We start from the raw sequence: 21,067 nt of genomic DNA, 5'->3' as shown, positions 1-21,067 counted from the left end.
AGCTGCTGCCGCGCGACGGTTTGTGGCTGCCATTTAGAGAAGCTGTCGGTCTCGATTGGCTGCGAGCGCGTCCAGGACATCCGAATTCTGCCGACCCCACCCATAAAGCAGTTCCAGCGGTTCAACGAAGCGCTTCCCAAGCGGTGTAAGAGTGTAGTCAACTGCCGGAGGCACGGTGCCGTAAACGCGTCGTGTCACAAGCCCGTCCGCCTCCATATCGCGCAGAGTTTGGGTGAGCATCTTCTTCGAAATTCCAGGGAGGCTTCGTTGCAGCACGCCGGTGCGTGCACAGTCTCCCAGTCGCGTATGGAGCACGTGCAAGATCATGCTCGTCCATTTGCTCGCAAAAATTTCGAGTACGCGACGCGAAGCACAGTCCTCGCGCCACTCGTTATCCGGTGTTCCTGCACGCATGGTGGTTACCTCATGGTGTCTATGTCCCATTCGGGTGCCTTCTGGCAGATCTGGCGTCTGCAAACTAGATCATTCGCAGATGCAAAGGAGCAGACATGACAAAAAGAGCTCTGATCGTTGGCGCAAGCGGTATTATCGGTAGCGCGGCGGCCGACCTGCTGCATGATGAAGGCTGGATGGTATGGGGGTTGGCGCGCAAGCCATCACGGCAGGGCAGCGCCATTCCCGTCGCAGCAGATTTGCTGGAGCCTGCCGGTCTCGCAAACGCGCTCTCGGGTCTCGATCCGTCACACGTTTTTATCGCAAGTTGGTTGCGGCAGCAGACTGAGGCAGAAAACATCCGCGTCAACTCGGCAATGGTGCGAAACCTCCTCGATGCCCTACGACCTGCCGGGTCGGTGCGGCACATCGCGCTCGTTACAGGCTTGAAACATTATCTCGGCCCATTCGAAGCCTATGGAGAAGGGCTGCCGCAGACGCCATTCCGGGAAGAGCAGGGCAGGCTCGAAGTCGACAACTTCTACTACGCCCAAGAAGACGAGGTTTTTGCTGCGGCCGAGAAAGATGGCTTCAACTGGAGTATCCATCGCCCTCATACGGTCGTCGGCAAAGCGATCGGCAACGCCATGAACATGGGCATGACACTGGCCGTCTACGCCACGATCTGCAAGGAGACGGGCCGGCCTTTCCATTTCCCTGGAAGGGCAGCCCAATGGGACAGTCTTACCGACACGACAGACGCGCGTCTTCTGGCCCGACACATGCTCTGGGCATCCACCACGCCTAATACGGCGAACGAGGACTTCAACGTCGTAAATGGCGATATTTTCCGTTGGAGCTGGATGTGGAGCCGTATCGCGCAGTGGTTCGGGATCGAGCCAATGGCCTTCGATGGTCAGGTAAGACCGCTGCAGGAGCAGATGGCCAACGACGCTGAGATCTGGCGCGAGATAGCCTGCCGGCATGAACTCGCGGAAGGTGATCTCACCCGTCTCGCTTCGCCGTGGCATACGGATGCTGACCTTGGACGGCCGATCGAGGTGGTGACGGACATGTCGAAAAGCCGGAGACTCGGGTTCCTTGATTATCAGGCAACGGATGATGCATTTTTCGGCCTGTTCGAGCGATTGCGCGCTGATCGAATTATACCGTAAGCTTGGGAGAGGCCTGTCGCAGGACATTGCGGCACGCCGTCAGGTTTTAGACGTCGCAACTGATCGCAGGGGCTTGCTCGCTGGATTTCTCGTCATGTCCTTCAACATGATCAATGGTTGCTCGTGATGGACTGGGAGGCAATCGACATCGGGATTGTCCTATTTCAACCATAGCAGCAGGATCGGCAGCCTGCCGTTGATGCCAATAACGTTGTAGGTTGCGAACTTCACGGATAGCTTCGGCGCTGTTACTTCATCAATCCAGCGAAGCATGTTGCGTCTTGGTGAAAGCTTCCGTTGCTGAGGGTGGCTGAGGCATCGGCGCTTTGGCTCCCGCCTCTCGTGCCAATGCGGTGAGCTCGACCATGATGCGCCGCGCCCTATCAATGACCTTGGCTTCATTCACCAGGTTCTCGTCGATAACCTGCACGGGAACCGTCTCACCGGCTCTTGACGGGAATTTCACGACCCAGTGTCCCGTGGCTTGGCGGTAGACTTCGTTATTCGTCGCATGCATGAGATCTCCTGCCAGAAAAGATTGGAGTAGAGCAAACATCAATGCGCTATGCCGTGCCCGTACCAGGTATAGGTCCCATCATCATAAAATGGCGGGCGGACCGCCTGCAACCGGCGCCGGGCAAAGGCATCTGCCTCGTCAAACAGGATAGCAAGCCGCTCTCGGTCTCGAACGGCGCGATCGAGGAGTTCAACGATATGAGCGCAATGGACCTCATTTGCTTCTTGCCGTCTAGTGCGAGCGGAAGCGGGGGACAGGCTAATGCGAGAGCCGACATCGGGTTGGAACTGGGCGAGCAGATGTCCGATCTCGATGAAGCGGCGTCTGCGGCCAGATTGGCCTGTAGTCGCTATGGCCAATCGAAATGCAGCTTCGAAGGTCTGCCTTGAGGCCGGCAATAGGGTTTCATCGAGGATATCGTCACCCAACAGCAATTCTTCGATGAGCAGAGAAAGGTTATCAACGAGATCCGTCGCTGCTTCCAGGATCTCGGCGTCCGAAAGGCGAGAGTTGTCAGAACTTCGGGCATCGTAATGAAATTGCATGGACTTACCTCTTCTGCAGCAACGTTTCCGTCACGGAAAGGTTGCGGATGTGCGGATCAAGGCTTGTTGCACCGTCGGAGAGCCAGAGCTGGATCTGCGCGATCGAAAGATTATGGGAAGAGTTGTTGGCGTTGCTCGACGGTCAGCTGGACACGAGGGCGCGAAGGGTCCAGGTCAGTGCCAGGCATTGTCGGCGCTTTTAATCCCATCGATTCATTCGTCATGGTGTGCATGCTCTGTGTGGAAACGAAGGATTGGCAAAGCGGGAAAGGCCCTGCGACGCACCTACCCCGCCTCCATCGAACCAATGGGAGAAAGGATCCCGCGTCTTTTCAATGCAAGGCTGGCCGTCTGCTTAAACATGATCGGTATGCCCACCCGCTGCAATAGGCAGGATGAGTGAAGAAGCAGGAGGATATAGAGACCGTCCGCCTGTTGTGGTGAACGGGTGGTTAGCCACACCGACGCCACGGACTAAGTCGCGGACGCACCCGCCTACAAACGTGGCCGCAGTCGCTCGGCGGTAGTCTCAAAAGACGAGACGAAAGCGATATGCTGCAATCTAACAACGGGCGTTTGATCGGCGCTACAGTCATCACTGGTGGGTACAGACGGCGCAACTGATGTGCCCCGTCCGACTGTTGCCGCTCTGGATACGTTCAGAACTCTTCCCAGTTATCGATGGCTGCAGCCGTCGCCGCACCACCACGGGCGCCAAACGCCTGGGCGATCTTGCCGACCATGCTGCGGGCAGGGGAAGCCGCCGGCGTCGAGCGTGGCGAGGCGGCCATGGCCGCAGCCGTCTGGCGCAGGGCCGATGCCGGATTTGCCGAGGCGCCATTCTGACCGAGCTGGAACTGGCTGATCAGTTCGCGCAGGCGGCCGGCTTCGGTGGCAAGCGTCGCGCCGGCGGCATTGGCTTCTTCCACCATGGCGGCGTTCTGCTGGGTCACCTGATCCATCTGGTTGACGGCGGTATTGACCTCGGAGAGGCCGACCGATTGTTCGCGCGAAGACGTGGCGATCGAATCCATATGCTGGTTGATGGTGACGATATGCGCCTCGATGGTGCGCAGCGCATCGCCCGTCTCCCGCACAAGCTTGACGCCGGTGCCGACCTCGATCGAGGATTTTCCGATCAGGTCCTTGATCTCTTTTGCCGCATTTGCCGAACGCTGGGCAAGCTCGCGCACTTCCTGCGCAACCACGGCAAAACCCTTGCCGGCTTCACCGGCACGCGCCGCTTCCACGCCGGCATTCAGTGCCAGAAGATTGGTCTGGAAGGCGATGTCGTCGATGACGCCGATGATGTTGGAAATCTGGCCGGAGGATTCCTCGATGCGGCCCATCGCCTGTACCGCATTGGCAACCACGGCACCCGACTGGCGGGCGCTTTCATTGGCCTGGATCGCCACCGTGCGGGCCTCTTCGGCGCGCTTGGAGGAGTTGCTCACATTGACGGTGATCTGGTCGAGGGCGGCTGCCGTTTCTTCCAGCGAGGCGGCCTGCTGTTCTGTACGCTTGGAAAGATCGTCGGCGCTCTGGCTGACTTCGCGCGAGCCGCTGTCGATCGAGCTTGTCGCCTGTGCGACGGAACCGAGCGTGCCGCGCAACTGGCCGACCGTGGCGTTGAAATCGGAGCGCAGGCTTTCGAAATCAGCGGCAAACGGACGGTCGAGCTGGAATGTCAGGTCGCCGGAGGACAGGTGTTTCAGGCCGTTCGCAAGTCCGTTGGTGGCTTCCGCCATTTCCTCGGCGCGAATGCGGGCTTCCTCGGCATTGCGGCGACGCTGTTCCTCGGTCATGTTGCGCTGTTCGTCGGCCTGGCGCTCCAGTTCCCGGGTTTTTAGCGCATTGTCCTTGAATACCTGCACGGCGCGGGCCATGGCACCGGTTTCATCCGGGCGGCCTTCGCCTTCGACACTTGCGTTCAGGTCACCGGCGGCGAGGCGTCCCATGGTCGAGGTCAGGCGGCCGATGGCATTGCCGAGCGATTTGGCAAAGAGGAAGAAGGCGGTCAGCGCGATGATCGAGGTTGCAAGCGTGACGCCGAGCATGGTCAGGAGCGCGGTGCGGGCCGCAGCGGCGATTTCCGTCGTATCCGTGCCGATCTCGAAAACGCCGATCTTGTCACCGGAGAAGGATTCGAAGGGGACCGCCTTGACCAGCATGTCGCGGCCATCAAGGATTGCCTTTTCAAAAACCGGCCTGCCATCGAATGCTGCCTGTACCGTTTCGATAGGGAGTAACGAATTGCCGTTTTCGGTTGAGGACTGGTTGATCAATTTGCCCTCCGAGAGGACGTTGACAGCTACCTCTGCACCCAACTTCTCGGCCAGAGGGGAGAAATAGGTGTTCGACAGTTCCGTACCGATATCAACAACGCCGACAACCGTTCCGTCTACAATGACGGGTGCGACGGCATAGATGCCGATTCCGGCCTTGCCAGGCTCAATACCGGAGGCCAGCTTCCCAGTCGAAACGGCGGCTTCAACCGTCTTTCGACGGCCCATGACATTATCCCCGAACTTGTCAGGCGAATGCATGCGGGCGACCACGTCACCCTTTGCATCCGCGATCGTGATGATCTGCAGTCCACCGGCATCCTTCATTGCCGTCATGTTACGGGAGAACTTGTTCAGCAGCCCCTGCCGATCTTTGTGGCGGATATAGTCCGGCAGGTCAGGTTCGCCTGACAACACAAGTGCGAGAGCTGACGCAGAGCGTTGGATTGCGGCCATATCGGTCTGGATCACGTCCAGGTCACTTGCTGCGGCGCTATAGAGAGCGTCTTTGCTCATAACGGCCTGCCGGTACCATGCGAGCCCACCGATGGCAGCGCTTGCGAACAGGACAGCAGCAAAGCCGTAAGCGGTAATTTTGATCCAAAGCGGCTTCGTAACCGATAGATGCGTCATTCGAAATCTTTCAAAGGTCGGTCTGTGTCGCAGGGGCTTATTGGCAAAAAGACTGAATTTTAGATAAAGATGAACAATTGGAGGCGCCTCGATATCAACCATTCTTGGTTATATTGGCGGGCCCGGTTGTGGCGATAACGCCGTTTGTCCATATGGTCAGATTCTGACGAAAACCTTGGCAAAGCTGCAATCCGTCTCCTCAGTCACGTGTACACCACGCGTGTCGATCAGAAACGGCGGTGGAAAAGTCGAGCTATCCGTACGCTAGCGTACGAGAGCAATGATTTGGGCTTTTTCCGTCTTCCGAAATCTCTCGCGATATGCAGCGACATGCGTGTCGAAGCGCGACACCGTGAGCAGCCGAGGGACGCGTCTTTCAGTTTGCCAATCGCTGTGGCATCTATTGAAATCAGGACTTTTTGCCTTTCTCAAACTGAATGAAGCGATCGAAAATGGCCTCCACGGAACCAAGCAGCGGACTTCCCCGTTCTCGGGCAGCCACTTGGAGGGAGATTGGTTATGCATTTCAAGTTTGCAGTTGTTCTCACCACGGCCATCGTGTCGGTAGCCGCAGTTGGGCATGCGAAGATGGACTGGCACCTCTATGGGGCCGTGCCTGTAACGGGTGACCGGACATTGGAACTGGCCTACAGCGATGCGCTCGCACGTTGCAGGCTGGAGAATTATCTGCCGTACGAAGATACCTCGGTTTTGGCAACGCACTATAATGCACCTGAAATGCGTAGCTGCCTTTATCGTAAGGGCTTCATATATCAAAACAATGAGCCTCATGCGTATCCGGTCCCAAAGGTCACCTATAAAATTAGATAGGTCTTCCGCACCGCGTCGCTCGCAACAGGATCTGTTCAGCGTAGGCTTCGACACTGCCAGAAGGATGCCGTCATCGGGCGACGAGATGCGGACGGACGCCCGTTTTATTTGCGCAGAGGTGCAGGCCAATCAGGTGTGATCGTGTCTCAAGTCGTGTCGTCCCGATCGCGATTGGCCGCTACGGACGGCGCGCATCAACCTTTGCGATGAAGCGGGAACACAAGCACGTTGTCGGCATTGGCGCCCCTGACGTAGAGAGGCTCAATGATGACCGGTAGTCTCAGCAGATACCGTGCCAGGCGTGATCTCAAAATCGACCCCTGAGCCGAATGGTGACGATGTCGACGTCTGCCCGAGTCGATGCGTTCAGTGTAATTGGTCGAGGGCGAACCCCTCGTCAGAATGGTGCTCGCGGAGGCCCTGATCAATCAACGCAACCATGTTTCTGTTGCCACGAATGTCCTGGGGACCATAGCCGTAGTCGGGCGCAATCCGAGTTGCCTGCCGGATGCCTCGCAGGCGACGCATTTTCGTGGGTCTCAGCCACCGAGATCTTCCAATACTATATGAGGCGAAATCAAGCCCCAAGGCCAAGGCGCGCCTCATATGCTTTTTGATTTTCATTTCCTCCGAGACGGAATGGCGATGGTACGCGCATGAACGCGTGCCATGCCGTCTTTCGAAAGACCATCGGTCGATCAGCAGCGATCGACGTACCGGTTCCCGTTTCGATCACGATAATAGCAGCGGCCAGGCTGGTCGGCAACATTGCCAATCAATGCGCCCGACACGCCTCCAACAGCTGCGCCGACAGCCGCTCCCCTCACATTCCCCGTCGCGACGCCGCCGATAACGGCGCCACTTGCTGCTCCGATACCGGCACCGCGCTCGGTCGAAGTGCATGCCGAAAGAGACAGGACTGCCAGAACTGGGATGATCATGCGTTTCATGAGAACCTCCTTTTTACCCATAGGAAAACAAGTCACAAGCTGAACGGTTCCGCGATTTGCCCTGATCAGGTGTTTTACAATTTTTAGGGGCTGTTCTCCGTCTCGGCTGCGAAGCTGTAGAGGTCAAGCACCGGTCGATGCCATTGTCGGGCGATATCTTTTAACGGGAGCGGCAGTCGTGTCGAACATCATTATCTGCGAGGCGCAGCAACCGTTCCGTTTGTCTCGCATTGTCAGCCAAATCTTGGTTAACAGGGCGTGGCGATGGGCACGAGTTTCAAGTTGGAAATGGTGGGCTGGATGCTGATTGTCACATTCGTGGGCGCGTGTCTTTTCATGCCTGCATAAATGACGGTCTGTAATCTATGTCGGGGAGCCGCATCAGATCGCATGGCATGGTTCCATAATAGTTATTACCTGAAATTACGTTTGTAAGGGCTATTTAGTAATGCGACAGTTGGGCCAGTTAGAGATGCGACAGTCTCGCCTCTTTGCGCACTGGTCAAAACCAACGTTGGGAGCAAGGATGACGATCTTCAACCTGGTCGAGACCATGAGCGGTCGGAGTCGTCATGTCCTTTTTGATCACCATGTCGCAGAAAGAGTTGCATCGCCTCGAACTTATCCAAAAAATCCGTGACGAACGCCTCACCGTCGTCCAGGCCGCCGAACAGCTCGACCTCAGTCGCAGCCAAGTCCACCGGCTGCTGCAGGCCTATGACCGGGATGGTCCGGCCGGCCTTGTTTCCAAGAAACGATCACGGCCGAGCAACCGGCGCCATAGCGAAGAGTTTCGCAATGCGGCACTGGATCTGATCCGTGAACGCTATCTGGATTTCGGTCCGACGCTGGCGCGCGAGAAGCTGATCGAGCTGCACCGGATCTCGGTCGCCAAGGAGACGCTTCGGCAATGGATGACCGAGGCCGGCATCTGGATCTCGCGTCGAGAGCGCAAGAAACGGGTTTTCCAGCCACGCGGTCGGCGCGACTGCTTTGGTGAACTGGTGCAGGTGGATGGCTCGCATCACTGGTGGTTCGAGAACCGCGGTCCCAAATGCGCCCTGCTCGTTTATATCGATGACGCCACCGGCAAACTTCTGCATCTGCGCTTTGCCCGATCAGAGAACACGTTCGACTATCTGCATGCGACGAAGGCCTATCTTCAGCAATGGGGCAAACCACTGGCCTTCTATAGCGACAAGCACGGCGTTTTCCGCGCGCTCAATGCGTCGAAGACGGACAGAACAAGCGGCCTGACGCAGTTCGGCCGAGCGTTGTATGAACTGAACATCGACATCATCTGTGCCAACACCCCGCAGGCCAAGGGCCGTGTGGAACGTGCCAACCAGACGCTTCAGGATCGGCTGGTGAAGGAGATGCGGCTGCGCGGTATCGACACGATCGAGGATGCCAATGCCTATGCACCTGAGTTCATTGCGGATTTCAACGCGCGTTTCGGCAAGCCGCCGCGCAACCCGAAGGACATGCACCGGCCATTGGCCGACCATGACAATCTCGATGGCGCCATGTGCCACAAGGAGGTCCGCACGCTGTCGCAATCCCTGACGCTGCGCTACGACAAGGTGCTGTTCATCCTCGATCCGACCGAACGTTCAACGCCTTTGGCGGGCAAGAAGGTGATCGTCTGCGATTATCCGGACGGACGGCTCGAGATCATGCATGATAGCTTTGCCCTGCCCTACAGGACTTTTGATACGTTGCGCTCGGTGCACCGCGCGCAGGTCGTCGACAACAAGCGGCTGGACGACATGCTGTCTGTCGTCGCCGAGATGCAGGCAAAGCGTGAGCAAAAGCACGAGAGAAGCGGCCCACGCCGCACCGGCCAGACGGATCATATGTTCGGCATTCGCGACGGCAGCACCGCCAACGGTTACCAGAAGCGGGGCCGAAAGCCGGGGCGGCGGACGGATTTCATGAACGATCCGGCAGTGATTGCGAAGCGGGAGAAAGCGTTATCGAAGCAGCCGCCAGCGGCGGAATAAAGATCGTCAATGGATCCCGATGTCGCTTTGCGTGTCCGATTCCAGCTGCAGGCAGGCGGACCAAAGCGGCGTCTTGTGGAAGGATCCATCCTGGAAAAGCGTGAGCCCCTCTCGTGCCTCGTAGAGCAGGCCGAGCCAGCACAGGCGCCTCAGGACGCCGTATTGGACGTCGGATTTCAGTTCCCAGGCTTCCAGGGTCATCTCGGTGTCCGACAGGGGCGCGAAGTCTGGATTGAGGATTTTCACAACATCCAGTGGCGTGCACCCTTCTCTGGCCTTGATATTGAGAAGGTTGAGGAACATGCGCCACCAGCGTAATCGTAGCCGAACGTCCTCTTCCCGGTCGGTCACGTGGACATAGGAATAGAGATATTCCGTGGCGACCAGATCGAAGAAGGTTTGCGGGTTCGCCAGAAACTCGCGGCCGCGTTTGGTCGGCAGCAACACATTCTTTTTCCGGCGAAGCAGTTTCAGATGACGGGTCATGTCGCGTACGACCCAGAGCGGCGGCATGTCGCCTTCGTTGAGCACCTTGTTCATGCTGTAGAGGTCTTCGGCAGTGAAGCCAGGCCAGAGAAAGTTGACAGCGGCCCAATGGACGAATTTGCGGTTCATGGCGCCGGTGGCCGTCAATCCTATGCCTCCCTCACCGTCGGCATAGGCAACGGCAAGCAGCATGCCGCGAAGAAGTGGTGACAGCGCGGCGACATCGACATTGCCCTGCAGTTTGATTTCCGGAAGCATCGTGCGGCTTTGATCCCTACCCGCCCCATGCAGGTGAGCCAAGTATCAACCGGTGGCGTAACAATTGCTACCGAGAAAGCTAAAGCCGAAGATGAGCATCGTCACCCGCCCCCGCTCCTCCCTTGCAACCCGGCCCAGCCGGTCGGATCGGGGGCTGATCGTCGGAGAAAGACGACATCGGTGTCGCGCTTCTAACTGGCTGAGAACGTCGCAGACCTATTCAGCTTTGACATCTTTAATTAATTGGAGTACAATAGCCTATTTGGAGTTTTTCGGCTGAGGGTTACAGTTTCGTCGCGCTCTCATCGTGCAGACGACCGTATCGTCTACAAACCATTTCCTCGCAATGCATTCTGCTTGAATGCCGCGCACCGGGGTTCTCTGCCAGGACATGAAGCCCCTCCGTCGAAACCGAGGCCGCGAAGCTCAACTACCTATGTCCGTTGCACGATAGGAGCGTCTACCAAGCCTAGACCAGATCGCCCGAAGGGGTATTGAGAAATGCCTCGAGCTCGATGATGCTCGTCATAACATCTTTGAATTGCGGGATTTCACCAAAGATCATCGCAGACATTCGATCATAGTCCCGGGCGAGCTTAGCTATCATTTCCGCAGTTGGAACGAGGCGGTAGCTTCCTGGAAATGCACGGTCGTAGCGATGATCCGGGGCGCGGAACATGAGTTCCTTGTGCGCGCGGCAGGCCTCCGCCAAATCCTTCATTGACGCGGTTTCCTTGCCGTAAGCACTATTCGTCCAGATCTGATGGACATCGTAGTAATGGCGAGAGTAGCGATTCAGGTCCGGGATGGGCCTTGCCGCGTCCTTCTCTGCTGCCCGTTTCTCGGTGGTCTCCGTCATTGCATGAAGAATGAGGACCTTCTCCCAGAACGTCCGCTCCGGCTTAACAGTCGTTACATTGCCCACCGTCAAAACACTGGCTGAAGCGAACTCAGCGGCGATGCAAGGAACGATCATTCGAGTTTCGACTGGAACGGGATCTGGGCGTGCGCCGCCCTCAATACGCACGGCCGGTTGAACATAGTCGAATTGCCCACCGAAGACGCTTTTGTAGCCGACAACGAGGACGTCGTGAGCATCACGCTTTCGATAGGCATCGAAACCGAACTCAACAGAAAAATGCCCCGCGTCGTCAATCGCTTCCTCGGTCTCGGCAATCTTCTGAAGAAGCTGCGCTCGGAGTGCGCCAGCTATATAGTCTCGTGCTGCGGCGTCGACTTTGTCGGCAAGCATCTTCTGCTGCTGGTTCACGGAAACCTGTGCTGCGATCTCGGCTTCGAGCGGCGCCGCGATGTCTGCCTTATAGATACCGATGTCGATATCCTCCGAAAATCGGCTGATGACGTCATAGGCTTTGCTGAGGCTCGTGCCTCCCTTGAAGTACAGGTTGACGGGATCCCTCCCCCGTTGATTGAACAGGAAATCGAGAATCCAACATACATATAGGTCTTTCTCGACATTCTCGGCACGGGTCTTCAGCTGCGCGGCGACCGTGGCGTAAAGGGCGCGACGCTCGTCCTGGCTCGAACGGAGAATTTCAACGAATGTGTTCTGCATTGGTCATATCTTTTGATTTCACAGCGCCGCCACCGGTAGACAGTCCATCAGCAATCTCCCTCGCCGCCTGAAACATCCAGGCTGGCAGGGCATCCACGTTCGAGCGCAGATCGTCGGCGATGGCCTGACGATACGGGCTTTTTTCTAGTTTTCGGACGATCCCGTTTATTGCCGGCTCCAAAGTTTTTCGGTCATCCCTCAACCAAGACAGCGCCTGCACAACACGCATGGCTGGGCGCCCTGCCCAGAATGCGGTCTTGGCAGCAGCCCTCTTGAAATCGAGCTTGTAGATAACCGGTTGAGAAACGCGCGGGTCGCCCGCGCTTGCCTCAATCTCAATTGTCCGGGGATAGGTGTCTGCATGGATTGTCGATCTTGCCGGAACGGCCGTGGTGAGGCCGAGGTCATTGGCAGCCGTCATTCCGTCAACCAAAATCCGCAGCTTGTCGCGCCGCGCGATTGCGTCCACGAAAGAAGCGCGAGGCGGAAAGATCATTTTGCCGGTCAATTGGCTTGTTGAAGGCTTGTCGTAGAGGCCTCTATGGGGTCTGCGTATCTCACCGCGATTTGTCAGCCGCTGCAGTGCTTTCTCGACAGCGTTCGGAGTGCCAATATCGAGAAAGTCGGCACGAGACCAGACGCCGGAGGGCGCTCCAGCGGCAATCCTTGCGTGGATGCGGTCGAGCGTATCAGATGTCGGATTCGGCATTACTGTTCCTTTTGTCCAAAAATTATATGCAAATTTTGGTCAGTCTGCAAGCTGTCCAAAGTTAGAGTACAAATTTTGGTCAGTAAGGCGCACGATTAATGCCCACGATTGAAGGTCACGCGAGCGTCAGGGTGAGGGCAACGAAGCAACGTGCACATTCAACCGCGTCATCGAATGGAGGCAAACCAATCCCGCTCTCTTGCGATGGCGTCTTGGCCTGGGTTCGGATCTTCCACGATCAACCCGTGAAGGGTCCGCAGCCACGCTGCGGCCGCTCAGGGCTGCGCCATCGCGGTGATCGCGCCCGTCCCCGGGCCTTTCGAGGAGCCATCGAGCGGGAACTGGCCCGCTCCCAAATGGAGCCTCGCACATGTCACACGATCTTTTCCTTGCTCAGTCCCACGCATTCCAGCTTTGCCGCGACCTGATGGTCCCGATCACCTTGTTCAAATCTGGTAGCGAATTCGGCGTCCTGCCGTCCGACGAACTCGACGACGACGACGATCTGGAGATCATGCACGAGTATTTTCCAGCAGGGTCTCATTGAGACCCTTTTTCTCGTCCCTGCCGCTGGCGAGCTGTCGGCAGCAAGGGAAGCTTCGCCGCGGGAAGCAAGGTGTAAATTTGCACCTTGCTTCCCACGCCCTTGCCCCCTCTGCTCTTCGCGGCGGCCGGAAGATGTGCCGCTGATTATGCGGGGAGCTAAATTGAGGAGCGATCGCTGGCGATCGGGAAATCATGAAAAGAGAAGAAATCGAAAAGCTGAGGGAGGCCGTCAGTTGTGCCGCCGTCCTCCAACAGGCCGGGTTCGGGGTCGATATGAAGGAAAGCACGCGCCGGGCGGTGAAGTTCCGCCGAGGCGCGGACATCATCATCGTCACGCATGAAGGCCGCGGCTGGTTTGATCCGTTGAGCGACAACAAAGGCGATGTCTTCGCCCTTGTCAGCCTGCTCGAGCATCTAGGCTTCTCAGAGGCTATCGACCGTGTTGGCGAACTCGTCGGATACAAGGGGACACCCGTAATCAGGAAGAAGCCGCCGGCAAAAGTCGAGCCTGCGGACGTTCTGACACGATGGCAAAGCCGCCGTGTTCCCACCACTGGCTCCGGCGCCTGGCGGTATCTCTGCTGGACGCGCGCGATCCCGGTTTTCATCCTGCGCTGCGCAATCACACGAGGCGTGGTTCGAGAGGGCCCATTCGGCAGCATGTGGGCCGGCCATAGCGATACCGCAGGAGTGGTGGTTGGATGGGAGGAGCGCGGACCGGACTGGCGCGGCTTCGCGTCGGGCGGCAGCAAAATGCTGTTTCGCCTCGGTCCGCCTGACGCTCTGCGTCTTTGCGTGACCGAGGCGGCAATTGACGCGATGAGCCTCGCGGCAGTCGAAGAGCTGCGAGATGGCAGTCTCTACCTCAGTACCGGAGGCGGATGGTCACCAAAAACCGAAGCGGCGCTGGTCGACCTTCTCGCTCGTCCTGGCGCCCAGCTTGTATGCGCCACCGATGCCAATAACCAAGGTGACGCCTTCGCTCGCCGGCTTCAGGGCCTAGCCGCACAGGCCGATCGCCCTTCGGAGCGTCTCCGGCCGCCTGCGGGGGATTGGAATGAGGTTCTGCAGCAGAGGAAACGTGAGAAAGCGAGAAACGAAGGAACAGAGAGGCGTGCCGCATCGCCATCGACCGCATCAAGGGAGGCTGCGCCCGGCTGAAGCCGGCCCTTGACCCGGCCGAGCGGCATGCCGGCGGCCCAGAGGGTGTCATGAGGGACTGAAAGGGAGTTGATCGGAGCGGTCATCACCAGGTCCCGAACCCCTGAAGGAGCCGAGATGAATATCCCTGCCCGTACCGCCAAGATCTTCGAAGGCATCGCAACGCGCCCGCAAATGTTCCGGCTGTTCGGCCGTCACGATCAGCGCCCTGATCGATGGAAAACCGATGCTGCCCCGATGTATAGCGGCGAATGGTTCGAGGTCGATGAAGCACTCTACGACTACATGTTGAACATCCTCCCGCCACTGTGGATGCGTGGACCGATCTTCGCGCTACGTGAGTTTCTGACGGGATCTATCACCAGCGTCTTCTTCGCGCTCAGGATCGACGGGAAGACGAGATATTTCCACGGTTATTGTGATCTCTCCGCAGAAGTTCCGTCAAGGCGACGCGGGCGGCGATCTTCGAGCGCGAGACGCAGCCTGTCCGCGCCGTGAACCGCGGGGAGCGGCTCGAGCACATCTGGAGCATCACCGCCGATGCCTATCGCGGTTATGCCGGTGATCGCTTTCCGCCGACGATGCAGGGTCAACGCACAATCATGCTGTGGAGCGCCACGAACGGCACGATCCTGAAGCTGCTGGATGACCTCACCGACGATGAGATCGCCGCGAAGCTGCCGGTTCACATGCGGCATCTGCCGACAATTGCGGCCTGAAGGCCGTCAATTCCCCAAAATCCTCCAGTGCCTTCGATCCGCCTATCTCGGCGGGTGAGCGATGGCGCGCATCCGAAAGGAACATTCCGATGAGCAACGATCCCTTCACGCTGGACATGTTCGGCAGCTCTGCACTGTCTTCTGGCCTCGGGCTCGGCGTCACCGCATTTGGCGGCTTCGACGCCACAGCGGCCAATGACGACGATCCCGATCCCACGCCGCCGCCCGTCGCCCCGGCCTTGCCAGTCGCGGTGGCTCCTGCAGACCGGAGTGGCCGGCGCCAGAATTTCTATCTTGATGGCGGCCGCGGCCTCGGCGCATCCTGGAAGGACCGCGCTCGCGCCAACGTTGCGGCGATCCTGGTCGCTGACGGGATTGCCAACCAAGAACGGCCGGCGACAGCCAAAGAGCAGGCGCAACTGATCCGCTTTACTGGCTTCGGTGCTGGCGAACTTGCCAATGGCATGTTCCGTCGGCCGGGTGAGATCGATTTCCGCGACGGCTGGGACAATCTCGGATCGTCGCTCGAAACCGCCGTCTCGGAAGCGGACTATGCCTCGTTGGCCCGCTGCACCCAATATGCGCATTTCACCCCGGAATTCATCATCCGGGCGATCTGGTCTGGGATCCAGCGTCTTGGTTGGCGGGGTGGCCGTGTGCTTGAGCCGGGCATCGGCACGGGCCTGTTTGCCGCGCTGATGCCGAAAGCGTATCGGGACGGCGCCTTTCTCACTGGGATCGAGCTCGATCCGGTCACCGCGCGTATCGTTCGCCTGTTGCAGCCGCGGTCCCGCATCATCGAGGGCGATTTCGCCCGCACGGAGCTCTCACCGATCTACGACCTCGCTATCGGCAATCCACCCTTCTCCGATCGCATCGTACGCTCCGACCGGTCATACCGTTCGCTTGGCTTGCGCCTGCATGACTATTTCATCGCCCGTTCGATTGATCTCCTGAAGCCCGGCGCGTTGGCGGCCTTCGTTACCTCCCATGGCACGATGGACAAGGCCGATACCACCGCCCGCGAGCATATCGCGAAATGCGCCGACCTGATCGCAGCGATCCGCCTGCCCGAAGGCAGCTTTCGCCGCGACTCCGGCACGGATGTCGTGGTCGACATCCTGTTCTTCCGCAAGCGCAAGATCGGCGAGCCCGAAGGCGACCAAATGTGGATCGATGTCGATGAGGTGCGGACGGCTACCGACGATGAGGGAGCTATCCGGGTGAACCGGTGGTTCGCCCGCCATCCGGACTTCGTGCTCGGCGGCCATGCCCTCACCTCTGGGCCATTCGGCGAGACCTACACATGCCGTGGCAGCGGCGGCGCCGATCTCGAGATCGCGCTCGCCGCGGCCATCGATCTTCTTCCGGCCGGCCTTTATGACGGCGAGCCAACCCCGATCGACATCGATCTGGAGGACGAGCTTGCCGAGGTCGTCGATCTCCGGCCGAAAGACAACCCCGTTCGCGAAGGGAGTTTTTTTGTCGACCGGGCAAAGGGCCTGATGCAGATGCTCGACGGCTCGGCTGTGCCGGTGGCCGAGCGCAAAGGTCGCTCTGGCGATGGCATCTCGGAAAAGCATATCCGGATCATCTCGAAGCTGATCCCGATCCGCGATGCCGTGCGCGAGGTGCTGAAGGCGCAGGATACTGATCGACCGTGGCGCGATCTTCAGGTGCGTCTGCGCCTCGCCTGGTCAGCCTTCGTCCGCGACTTCGGCCCAATCAACCACACCACCGTCTCGGTCCAGGAGGATCAGGAGACCGGTGAGGTCAAGGAAACCCATCGTCAACCTAACCTTGCACCCTTCCGCGACGATCCCGATTGCTGGCTGGTGGCCTCGATCGAGGATTATGACCTGAAGACCGACACGGCGAGGCCGGGCCCAATATTCACCTCTCGCGTGATCGCTCCGCCACTGTCGCCTGTCATCACCAATGCGGCTGACGCGCTGGCGGTCGTCCTCAACGAGCGCGGCCATGTCGATCTCGATCATATCGCCGAACTGCTGCATATCGACGTGGCGACAGTCATCGACGCGCTCGGCGACGAGGTGTTTCGGGATCCGGAAAGCGGTGTCTGGCAGACCTCGGATGCCTATCTCTCCGGCGCTGTCCGCACCAAGCTCATCGCCGCGCAGGCCGCGGCCGAGCTCGACCTGGCTTACGAGCGTAATGTCCGCGCCCTCACTGATGTCCAGCCGGCCGATCTTCGGCCCTCCGATATCACCGCCCGCCTCGGCGCTCCCTGGATCTCGGCCGCCGACGTCGTCGCGTTCGTGGAGGATATCATGGAGGCCGATATTCGCATCCATCATATGCCGGAACTCGGGTCCTGGACGGTGGAAGCGCGACAGCTTGGGCTTTCTGCAGCCGGCACATCCGAATGGGGCACCAGCCGCCGGCATGCGGGCGAGCTTCTCGCCGATGCGCTGAACAGCCGTGTCCCCCAGATCTTCGACGTGTTCAAGGATGTCGACGGCGAACGGCGCGTGCTGAACGTCGTCGATACCGAGGCCGCGCGCGACAAGTTGCAGCGGATCAAACAGGCATTTCAGGACTGGGTCTGGACCGATCCCGATCGCACTGACCGGCTGGCGCGCGATTACAACGATCGCTTTAATAACATCGCGCCGCGAAAATTCGACGGTTCCCATCTCAAACTTCCCGGCGCCTCTGGCGCTTTCGTTCTTTATGGGCACCAGAAGCGCGGCATCTGGCGCATCATTGCCGATGGTTCGACCTATCTGGCGCACGCCGTCGGCGCCGGCAAGACGATGACCATGGCGGCGGCGATCATGGAACAGCGTCGGCTCGGGCTGATCGCCAAGGCGATGCTGGTCGTGCCGGGCCATTGCCTGGCGCAGGCAGCGCGCGAGTTTCTGGCGCTCTATCCGAACGCCCGCATCCTCGTGGCAGACGAAACCAACTTTACAAAGGACAAGCGGGCCCGCTTCCTGTCGCGGGCGGCAACCGCCACCTGGGACGCGATCATCATCACCCATTCTGCGTTTCGGTTCATCGCCGTTCCCTCGGCCTTCGAACAACAGATGATCCAGGACGAGCTGCAGCTTTACGAGGACCTGCTGACCAAGGTCGACAGCGAGGACCGCGTTTCCCGCAAGCGGCTCGAGCGGCTGAAGGAGGGATTGCAGGAGCGGCTAGATGGGCTCGCCACTCGCAAGGACGATCTTCTCACGATCTCTGAGATCGGTGTCGATCAGATCGTGGTCGACGAGGCGCAGGAATTCCGCAAGCTTTCCTTCGCCACCAACATGTCGACGCTGAAGGGCATCGATCCGAACGGATCGCAGCGCGCCTGGGATCTCTACGTGAAGTCCCGCTTTATCGAGACGAAAAATCCCGGCCGGGCGCTGGTGCTGGCGTCGGGCACGCCGATCACCAATACGCTCGGCGAGATGTTTTCCGTCCAGCGCCTGCTCGGCCATGCCGCCCTTGCCGAGCGCGGGCTGCATGAATTCGATGCATGGGCATCTTGCTTCGGCGACACGACGACCGAACTCGAAATCCAGCCATCCGGCAAATACAAGCCGGTCAGCCGCTTCGCCTCTTTCGTCAACGTGCCCGAGCTGATCGCCATGTTCCGCTCGTTTGCTGATGTGGTCATGCCGGACGACCTTCGCCAGTATGTGAGGGTGCCCAACCTCTCGACCGGGCAACGTCAAATTCTGACTGCGATCCCATCAAGTGAGTTCAGGGGTTATCAGCGCATCTTGGATGACCGAATCCGGATGATCGAAAAGCGCGAGGGGCCGGCCGAGCCGGGTGACGACATCCTTCTCTCCGTCATCACCGATGGCCGTCACGCCGCGATCGATATGCGCCTTGTGGAACGAGATGCCGGCAATGATGAGGACAACAAGCTCAATCTGCTCGTCCGCAATGCACACCGGATCTGGAAGGAGACCGGCGAAGCCACCTATCGCCGCCCCGACGGCAATGACTTCGATCTGCCGGGCGCCGCCCAGATGATCTTTTCCGATCTCGGCACGATCAATGTCGAGAAATCGCGAGGCTTCTCGGCCTATCGCTGGATCCGCGACGAGCTAATACGGCTCGGCGTGCCGGCGTCCGAGATCGCCTTCATGCAGGACTATAAGAAGACAGCGGCCAAGCAGCGGCTGTTCGGCGATGTCCGCGCCGGCAAGGTGCGTTTCCTGATAGGATCCTCCGAAACGATGGGCACCGGCGTCAATGCTCAGCTTCGGCTCAAAGCCCTCCATCATCTCGATGTCCCGTGGCTGCCGTCGCAGATCGAGCAGCGGGAGGGCCGGATTGTCCGCCAGGGCAATCAGCATGACGAGGTCGATATCTTCGCCTATGCGACCGAAGGTTCACTTGATGCCTCCATGTGGCAGAACAACGAACGCAAGGCCAGGTTCATCGCGGCGGCGCTCTCGGGCGACACGTCGATCCGCCGTCTGGAAGATGTTGGTGAAGGCGCCGCCAACCAGTTCGCCATGGCCAAGGCCATCGCATCCGGCGACGAGCGGCTGATGCAGAAGGCCGGACTGGAGGCCGATATTGCCCGGCTCGAACGGCTGCGCGCTGCCCACGAAGACGATCAATATGCCGTCCGCCGGCAGATGCGCGACGCCGAGCGCGAGATCGAGGTCTCGACCCGGCGCATCGGCGAGATCGGCCAGGATATCGACCGACTCTCTCCCACATCCGGCGATGCCTTTGAGATGCTGTTGATGGGGGAGCGTTTCATTGATCGCAAGGACGCCGGCCGCGCGCTGATGAAGGAAATCCTGACACTCGTGCAGTTGGAGAGGCAAGGCGAGGTTCGACTGGCGTCCATCGGCGGATTCGAGCTTGTCTTCGAAGGGGAGCGGTTCGCGCGCGGTGATGGATACCGCTACTGCACCAAGCTGGAGCGCACGGGTGCCGATTACGAAATCGATCTCTCGGTCACGGTGACACCGCTTGGTGCAATCTCGCGGCTGGAGCATGCTCTGACCGGCTTCGAAGAGGAAAAGCTGCAATATGGGCGAAGACTGGAAGATGCTCGGCGGCAACTGAATTCATATCGTTCCCGCGATGGCGGGACCTTTGCCTTCGCCTCCGATCTCATCGAAAAACGCGAAGCGCTGAAGGTGCTGGAGGCGTCGCTTGCTTCGGACGCAGCGGCGGACAACGGTATGCCAGATGGCGCATAGCGGTATGCGCAAATTCTATGTGCAGCGTGAACGAACATCAGGCATAAGTTGTTGAGCTGATGCACATGGCGGACTCTTCCCAGTTTCGCTGCAGCAGCTGTTCCCCTCTGGAGGCAACTTTACCTCCATACCTTACGGGCCGCGATTATCGTGGCCCTTTTTTATCCATCGTTTTCTTCCGCCGCGGGATCAGGCGCATCGGCGCCGGTGCCAACGCGCCGCGCCCAGCGACCTCGCCGCTCAGATTTCTGATGAGCAAGAACATCGAGATACTTCGCTCGCATTTGCTTGATGTCGATATCGCCGTTTATCCACTCATCCAGCAAAGCGACAAAGTCAGGGTCCTGATCAATCGGTTCGCCACGCGCCTTGGCGCGATCAATGACACGTTGTGCGATGGATTTTCGGCCTGTGCGGTCCATGCTCATTTGTCTCGATGTGATCAGAAGGGTGGGCGGCGATCTTTATCAGTGGGGGCTAAAGATCGCGACGTAAAACGTGATTCATCAACAGTAACTGAACGAAGCCGGTGCAGGCGAGAGGGCGTTCGGCAATGCCTTGTTCTCGTCCAAGCTATTGTATTTCTGTCCATTGTCGCTTTTCGGGCTTGACCATGCGTCAGCCAGAATGAAACTGTCGGCAAAAATCCGTGGGAACAAATGCCGTTTTATCTCGTCAGCCAGACCTCTCTCGTCGAAGCCAGCGACGAGCAGGCGGCCGCTCAGAAGGCTGTCGATCAACTCCGGTCCGGGCGCAAGGTTGCCGTCGTCGTCAAGTCGGATGAAACGACCATCTCGCACATCGCGATTGAGGCTGAAGTCCGAGAGCCGAAATTACCGGACGCCAGTGGTCTCGATACGCCCGGTCGCTCCCCACCAGCACTGCCCCTTCCCGTCGCTTCGCCTGTCATGGACAGGTCGATGATCCTGAAGAGAATGTTGGGCGATGCGCGGGCGCTGTTCACCCGTCGTCCATAAGTCGGGAAAATCAGAACGCACAGTGCGCTGAGCCGGCCTTCCAGAAAATAGGAAAATGGAAAAGCGGAAGTGAAACCGGTCGCCGATCGGTTCTCCGGCCGGCACTGGCGTTCAATCGCC

Annotated in this window: 16 protein-coding genes and 1 pseudogene; 8 read left to right on the top strand and 9 right to left on the bottom strand. The window is 59.0% G+C overall.

The features are described 5' to 3' along the window. Nucleotides 1-33: 33 nt before the first annotated feature. Entirely contained in the window at nt 34-414 is a 381-nt protein-coding gene (locus J2T09_RS23070; protein WP_306838992.1) for a winged helix-turn-helix transcriptional regulator, read from the bottom strand. A gap of 95 nt (nt 415-509) precedes the next feature. On the opposite strand from J2T09_RS23070, the gene J2T09_RS23065 reads away from it, so the two are divergent. Further along, the gene (locus J2T09_RS23065; RefSeq protein ID WP_306838989.1) at nt 510-1,568 is read left to right on the top strand and encodes an SDR family oxidoreductase; all 1,059 of its coding nucleotides are present in this window, start codon (nt 510-512) and stop codon (nt 1,566-1,568) included. Between the two features lie 256 nt (nt 1,569-1,824). On the opposite strand, the gene J2T09_RS23060 is transcribed toward J2T09_RS23065, so the two are convergent. The 3 genes from J2T09_RS23060 to J2T09_RS23050 form a co-directional block, all read right to left on the bottom strand. Then, nucleotides 1,825-2,085 (bottom strand): hypothetical protein, encoded by a 261-nt coding sequence (locus tag J2T09_RS23060; protein WP_306838987.1) that lies wholly within the window; start codon nt 2,083-2,085, stop codon nt 1,825-1,827. Nucleotides 2,086-2,123: 38 nt separating this feature from the next. Next, nucleotides 2,124-2,630, bottom strand: a complete 507-nt coding sequence (locus tag J2T09_RS23055; protein WP_306838985.1) for a hypothetical protein — start codon at nt 2,628-2,630, stop codon at nt 2,124-2,126. A gap of 659 nt (nt 2,631-3,289) precedes the next feature. After that, complete coding sequence (locus tag J2T09_RS23050; RefSeq protein WP_306838983.1) at nt 3,290-5,548, bottom strand: methyl-accepting chemotaxis protein; 2,259 nt, start codon at nt 5,546-5,548, stop codon at nt 3,290-3,292. Between the two features lie 519 nt (nt 5,549-6,067). Between J2T09_RS23050 and J2T09_RS23045 the strand changes: the two genes are divergently transcribed. Beyond that, nucleotides 6,068-6,379, top strand: a complete 312-nt coding sequence (locus tag J2T09_RS23045) for a hypothetical protein (RefSeq protein ID WP_306838981.1) — start codon at nt 6,068-6,070, stop codon at nt 6,377-6,379. A 698-nt stretch (nt 6,380-7,077) separates the two neighbouring features. Here the strand turns inward: J2T09_RS23045 and J2T09_RS23040 are convergent. After that, nucleotides 7,078-7,329: a YMGG-like glycine zipper-containing protein gene (locus J2T09_RS23040; RefSeq protein ID WP_306838979.1), complete on the bottom strand. Its 252-nt coding sequence runs from the start codon at nt 7,327-7,329 to the stop codon at nt 7,078-7,080. Nucleotides 7,330-7,901: 572 nt separating this feature from the next. Here J2T09_RS23040 and J2T09_RS23035 point away from each other — a divergent pair. Next, the gene (locus J2T09_RS23035) at nt 7,902-9,332 is read left to right on the top strand and encodes an ISNCY family transposase (RefSeq protein WP_306838978.1); all 1,431 of its coding nucleotides are present in this window, start codon (nt 7,902-7,904) and stop codon (nt 9,330-9,332) included. Nucleotides 9,333-9,338: 6 nt separating this feature from the next. On the opposite strand, the gene J2T09_RS23030 is transcribed toward J2T09_RS23035, so the two are convergent. The 3 genes from J2T09_RS23030 to J2T09_RS23020 form a co-directional block, all read right to left on the bottom strand. Beyond that, entirely contained in the window at nt 9,339-10,076 is a 738-nt protein-coding gene (locus J2T09_RS23030) for a hypothetical protein (RefSeq protein WP_306838976.1), read from the bottom strand. 469 nt (nt 10,077-10,545) lie between these two features. Beyond that, a complete protein-coding gene (locus J2T09_RS23025) occupies nt 10,546-11,652 on the bottom strand; it encodes a nucleotidyl transferase AbiEii/AbiGii toxin family protein (protein ID WP_306838974.1) in 1,107 nt (368 codons plus the stop codon). Next, complete coding sequence (locus tag J2T09_RS23020; RefSeq protein WP_306838972.1) at nt 11,633-12,361, bottom strand: DUF6088 family protein; 729 nt, start codon at nt 12,359-12,361, stop codon at nt 11,633-11,635. Before J2T09_RS23020 ends, J2T09_RS23025 begins: the two co-directional genes overlap by 20 nt. Nucleotides 12,362-12,731: 370 nt before the next feature. Here J2T09_RS23020 and J2T09_RS23015 point away from each other — a divergent pair, with 370 nt between their 5' ends. The 4 genes and pseudogenes from J2T09_RS23015 to J2T09_RS23000 all read left to right on the top strand — a co-directional run bounded on the left by J2T09_RS23015 (nt 12,732) and on the right by J2T09_RS23000 (nt 19,970). Beyond that, nucleotides 12,732-12,908, top strand: a complete 177-nt coding sequence (locus J2T09_RS23015) for a hypothetical protein (protein WP_306838970.1) — start codon at nt 12,732-12,734, stop codon at nt 12,906-12,908. Between the two features lie 191 nt (nt 12,909-13,099). Next, nucleotides 13,100-14,068: a DUF3991 and toprim domain-containing protein gene (locus J2T09_RS23010; protein WP_306838969.1), complete on the top strand. Its 969-nt coding sequence runs from the start codon at nt 13,100-13,102 to the stop codon at nt 14,066-14,068. A gap of 117 nt (nt 14,069-14,185) precedes the next feature. Beyond that, nucleotides 14,186-14,787: pseudogene (locus tag J2T09_RS23005) on the top strand (DUF1419 domain-containing protein). Between the two features lie 89 nt (nt 14,788-14,876). Continuing rightward, nucleotides 14,877-19,970, top strand: coding sequence for a DEAD/DEAH box helicase family protein (locus tag J2T09_RS23000; protein ID WP_306838967.1), 5,094 nt, complete (start codon nt 14,877-14,879; stop codon nt 19,968-19,970). A 161-nt stretch (nt 19,971-20,131) separates the two neighbouring features. Here J2T09_RS23000 and J2T09_RS22995 read toward each other — a convergent pair whose 3' ends face one another. Next, on the bottom strand, nt 20,132-20,392 hold the full coding sequence (locus tag J2T09_RS22995; protein WP_306838965.1) for a hypothetical protein: 261 nt from the start codon (nt 20,390-20,392) through the stop codon (nt 20,132-20,134). Nucleotides 20,393-20,629: 237 nt separating this feature from the next. On the opposite strand from J2T09_RS22995, the gene J2T09_RS22990 reads away from it, so the two are divergent. Continuing rightward, complete coding sequence (locus tag J2T09_RS22990) at nt 20,630-20,947, top strand: hypothetical protein (protein ID WP_306838963.1); 318 nt, start codon at nt 20,630-20,632, stop codon at nt 20,945-20,947. Nucleotides 20,948-21,067 lie beyond the last annotated feature (120 nt).

This window comes from Neorhizobium huautlense (assembly GCF_030811685.1).
Taxonomy (GTDB): Bacteria; Pseudomonadota; Alphaproteobacteria; order Rhizobiales; family Rhizobiaceae; genus Neorhizobium; species Neorhizobium huautlense_A.
This window is presented reverse-complemented; position numbering and strand designations above follow the sequence as displayed.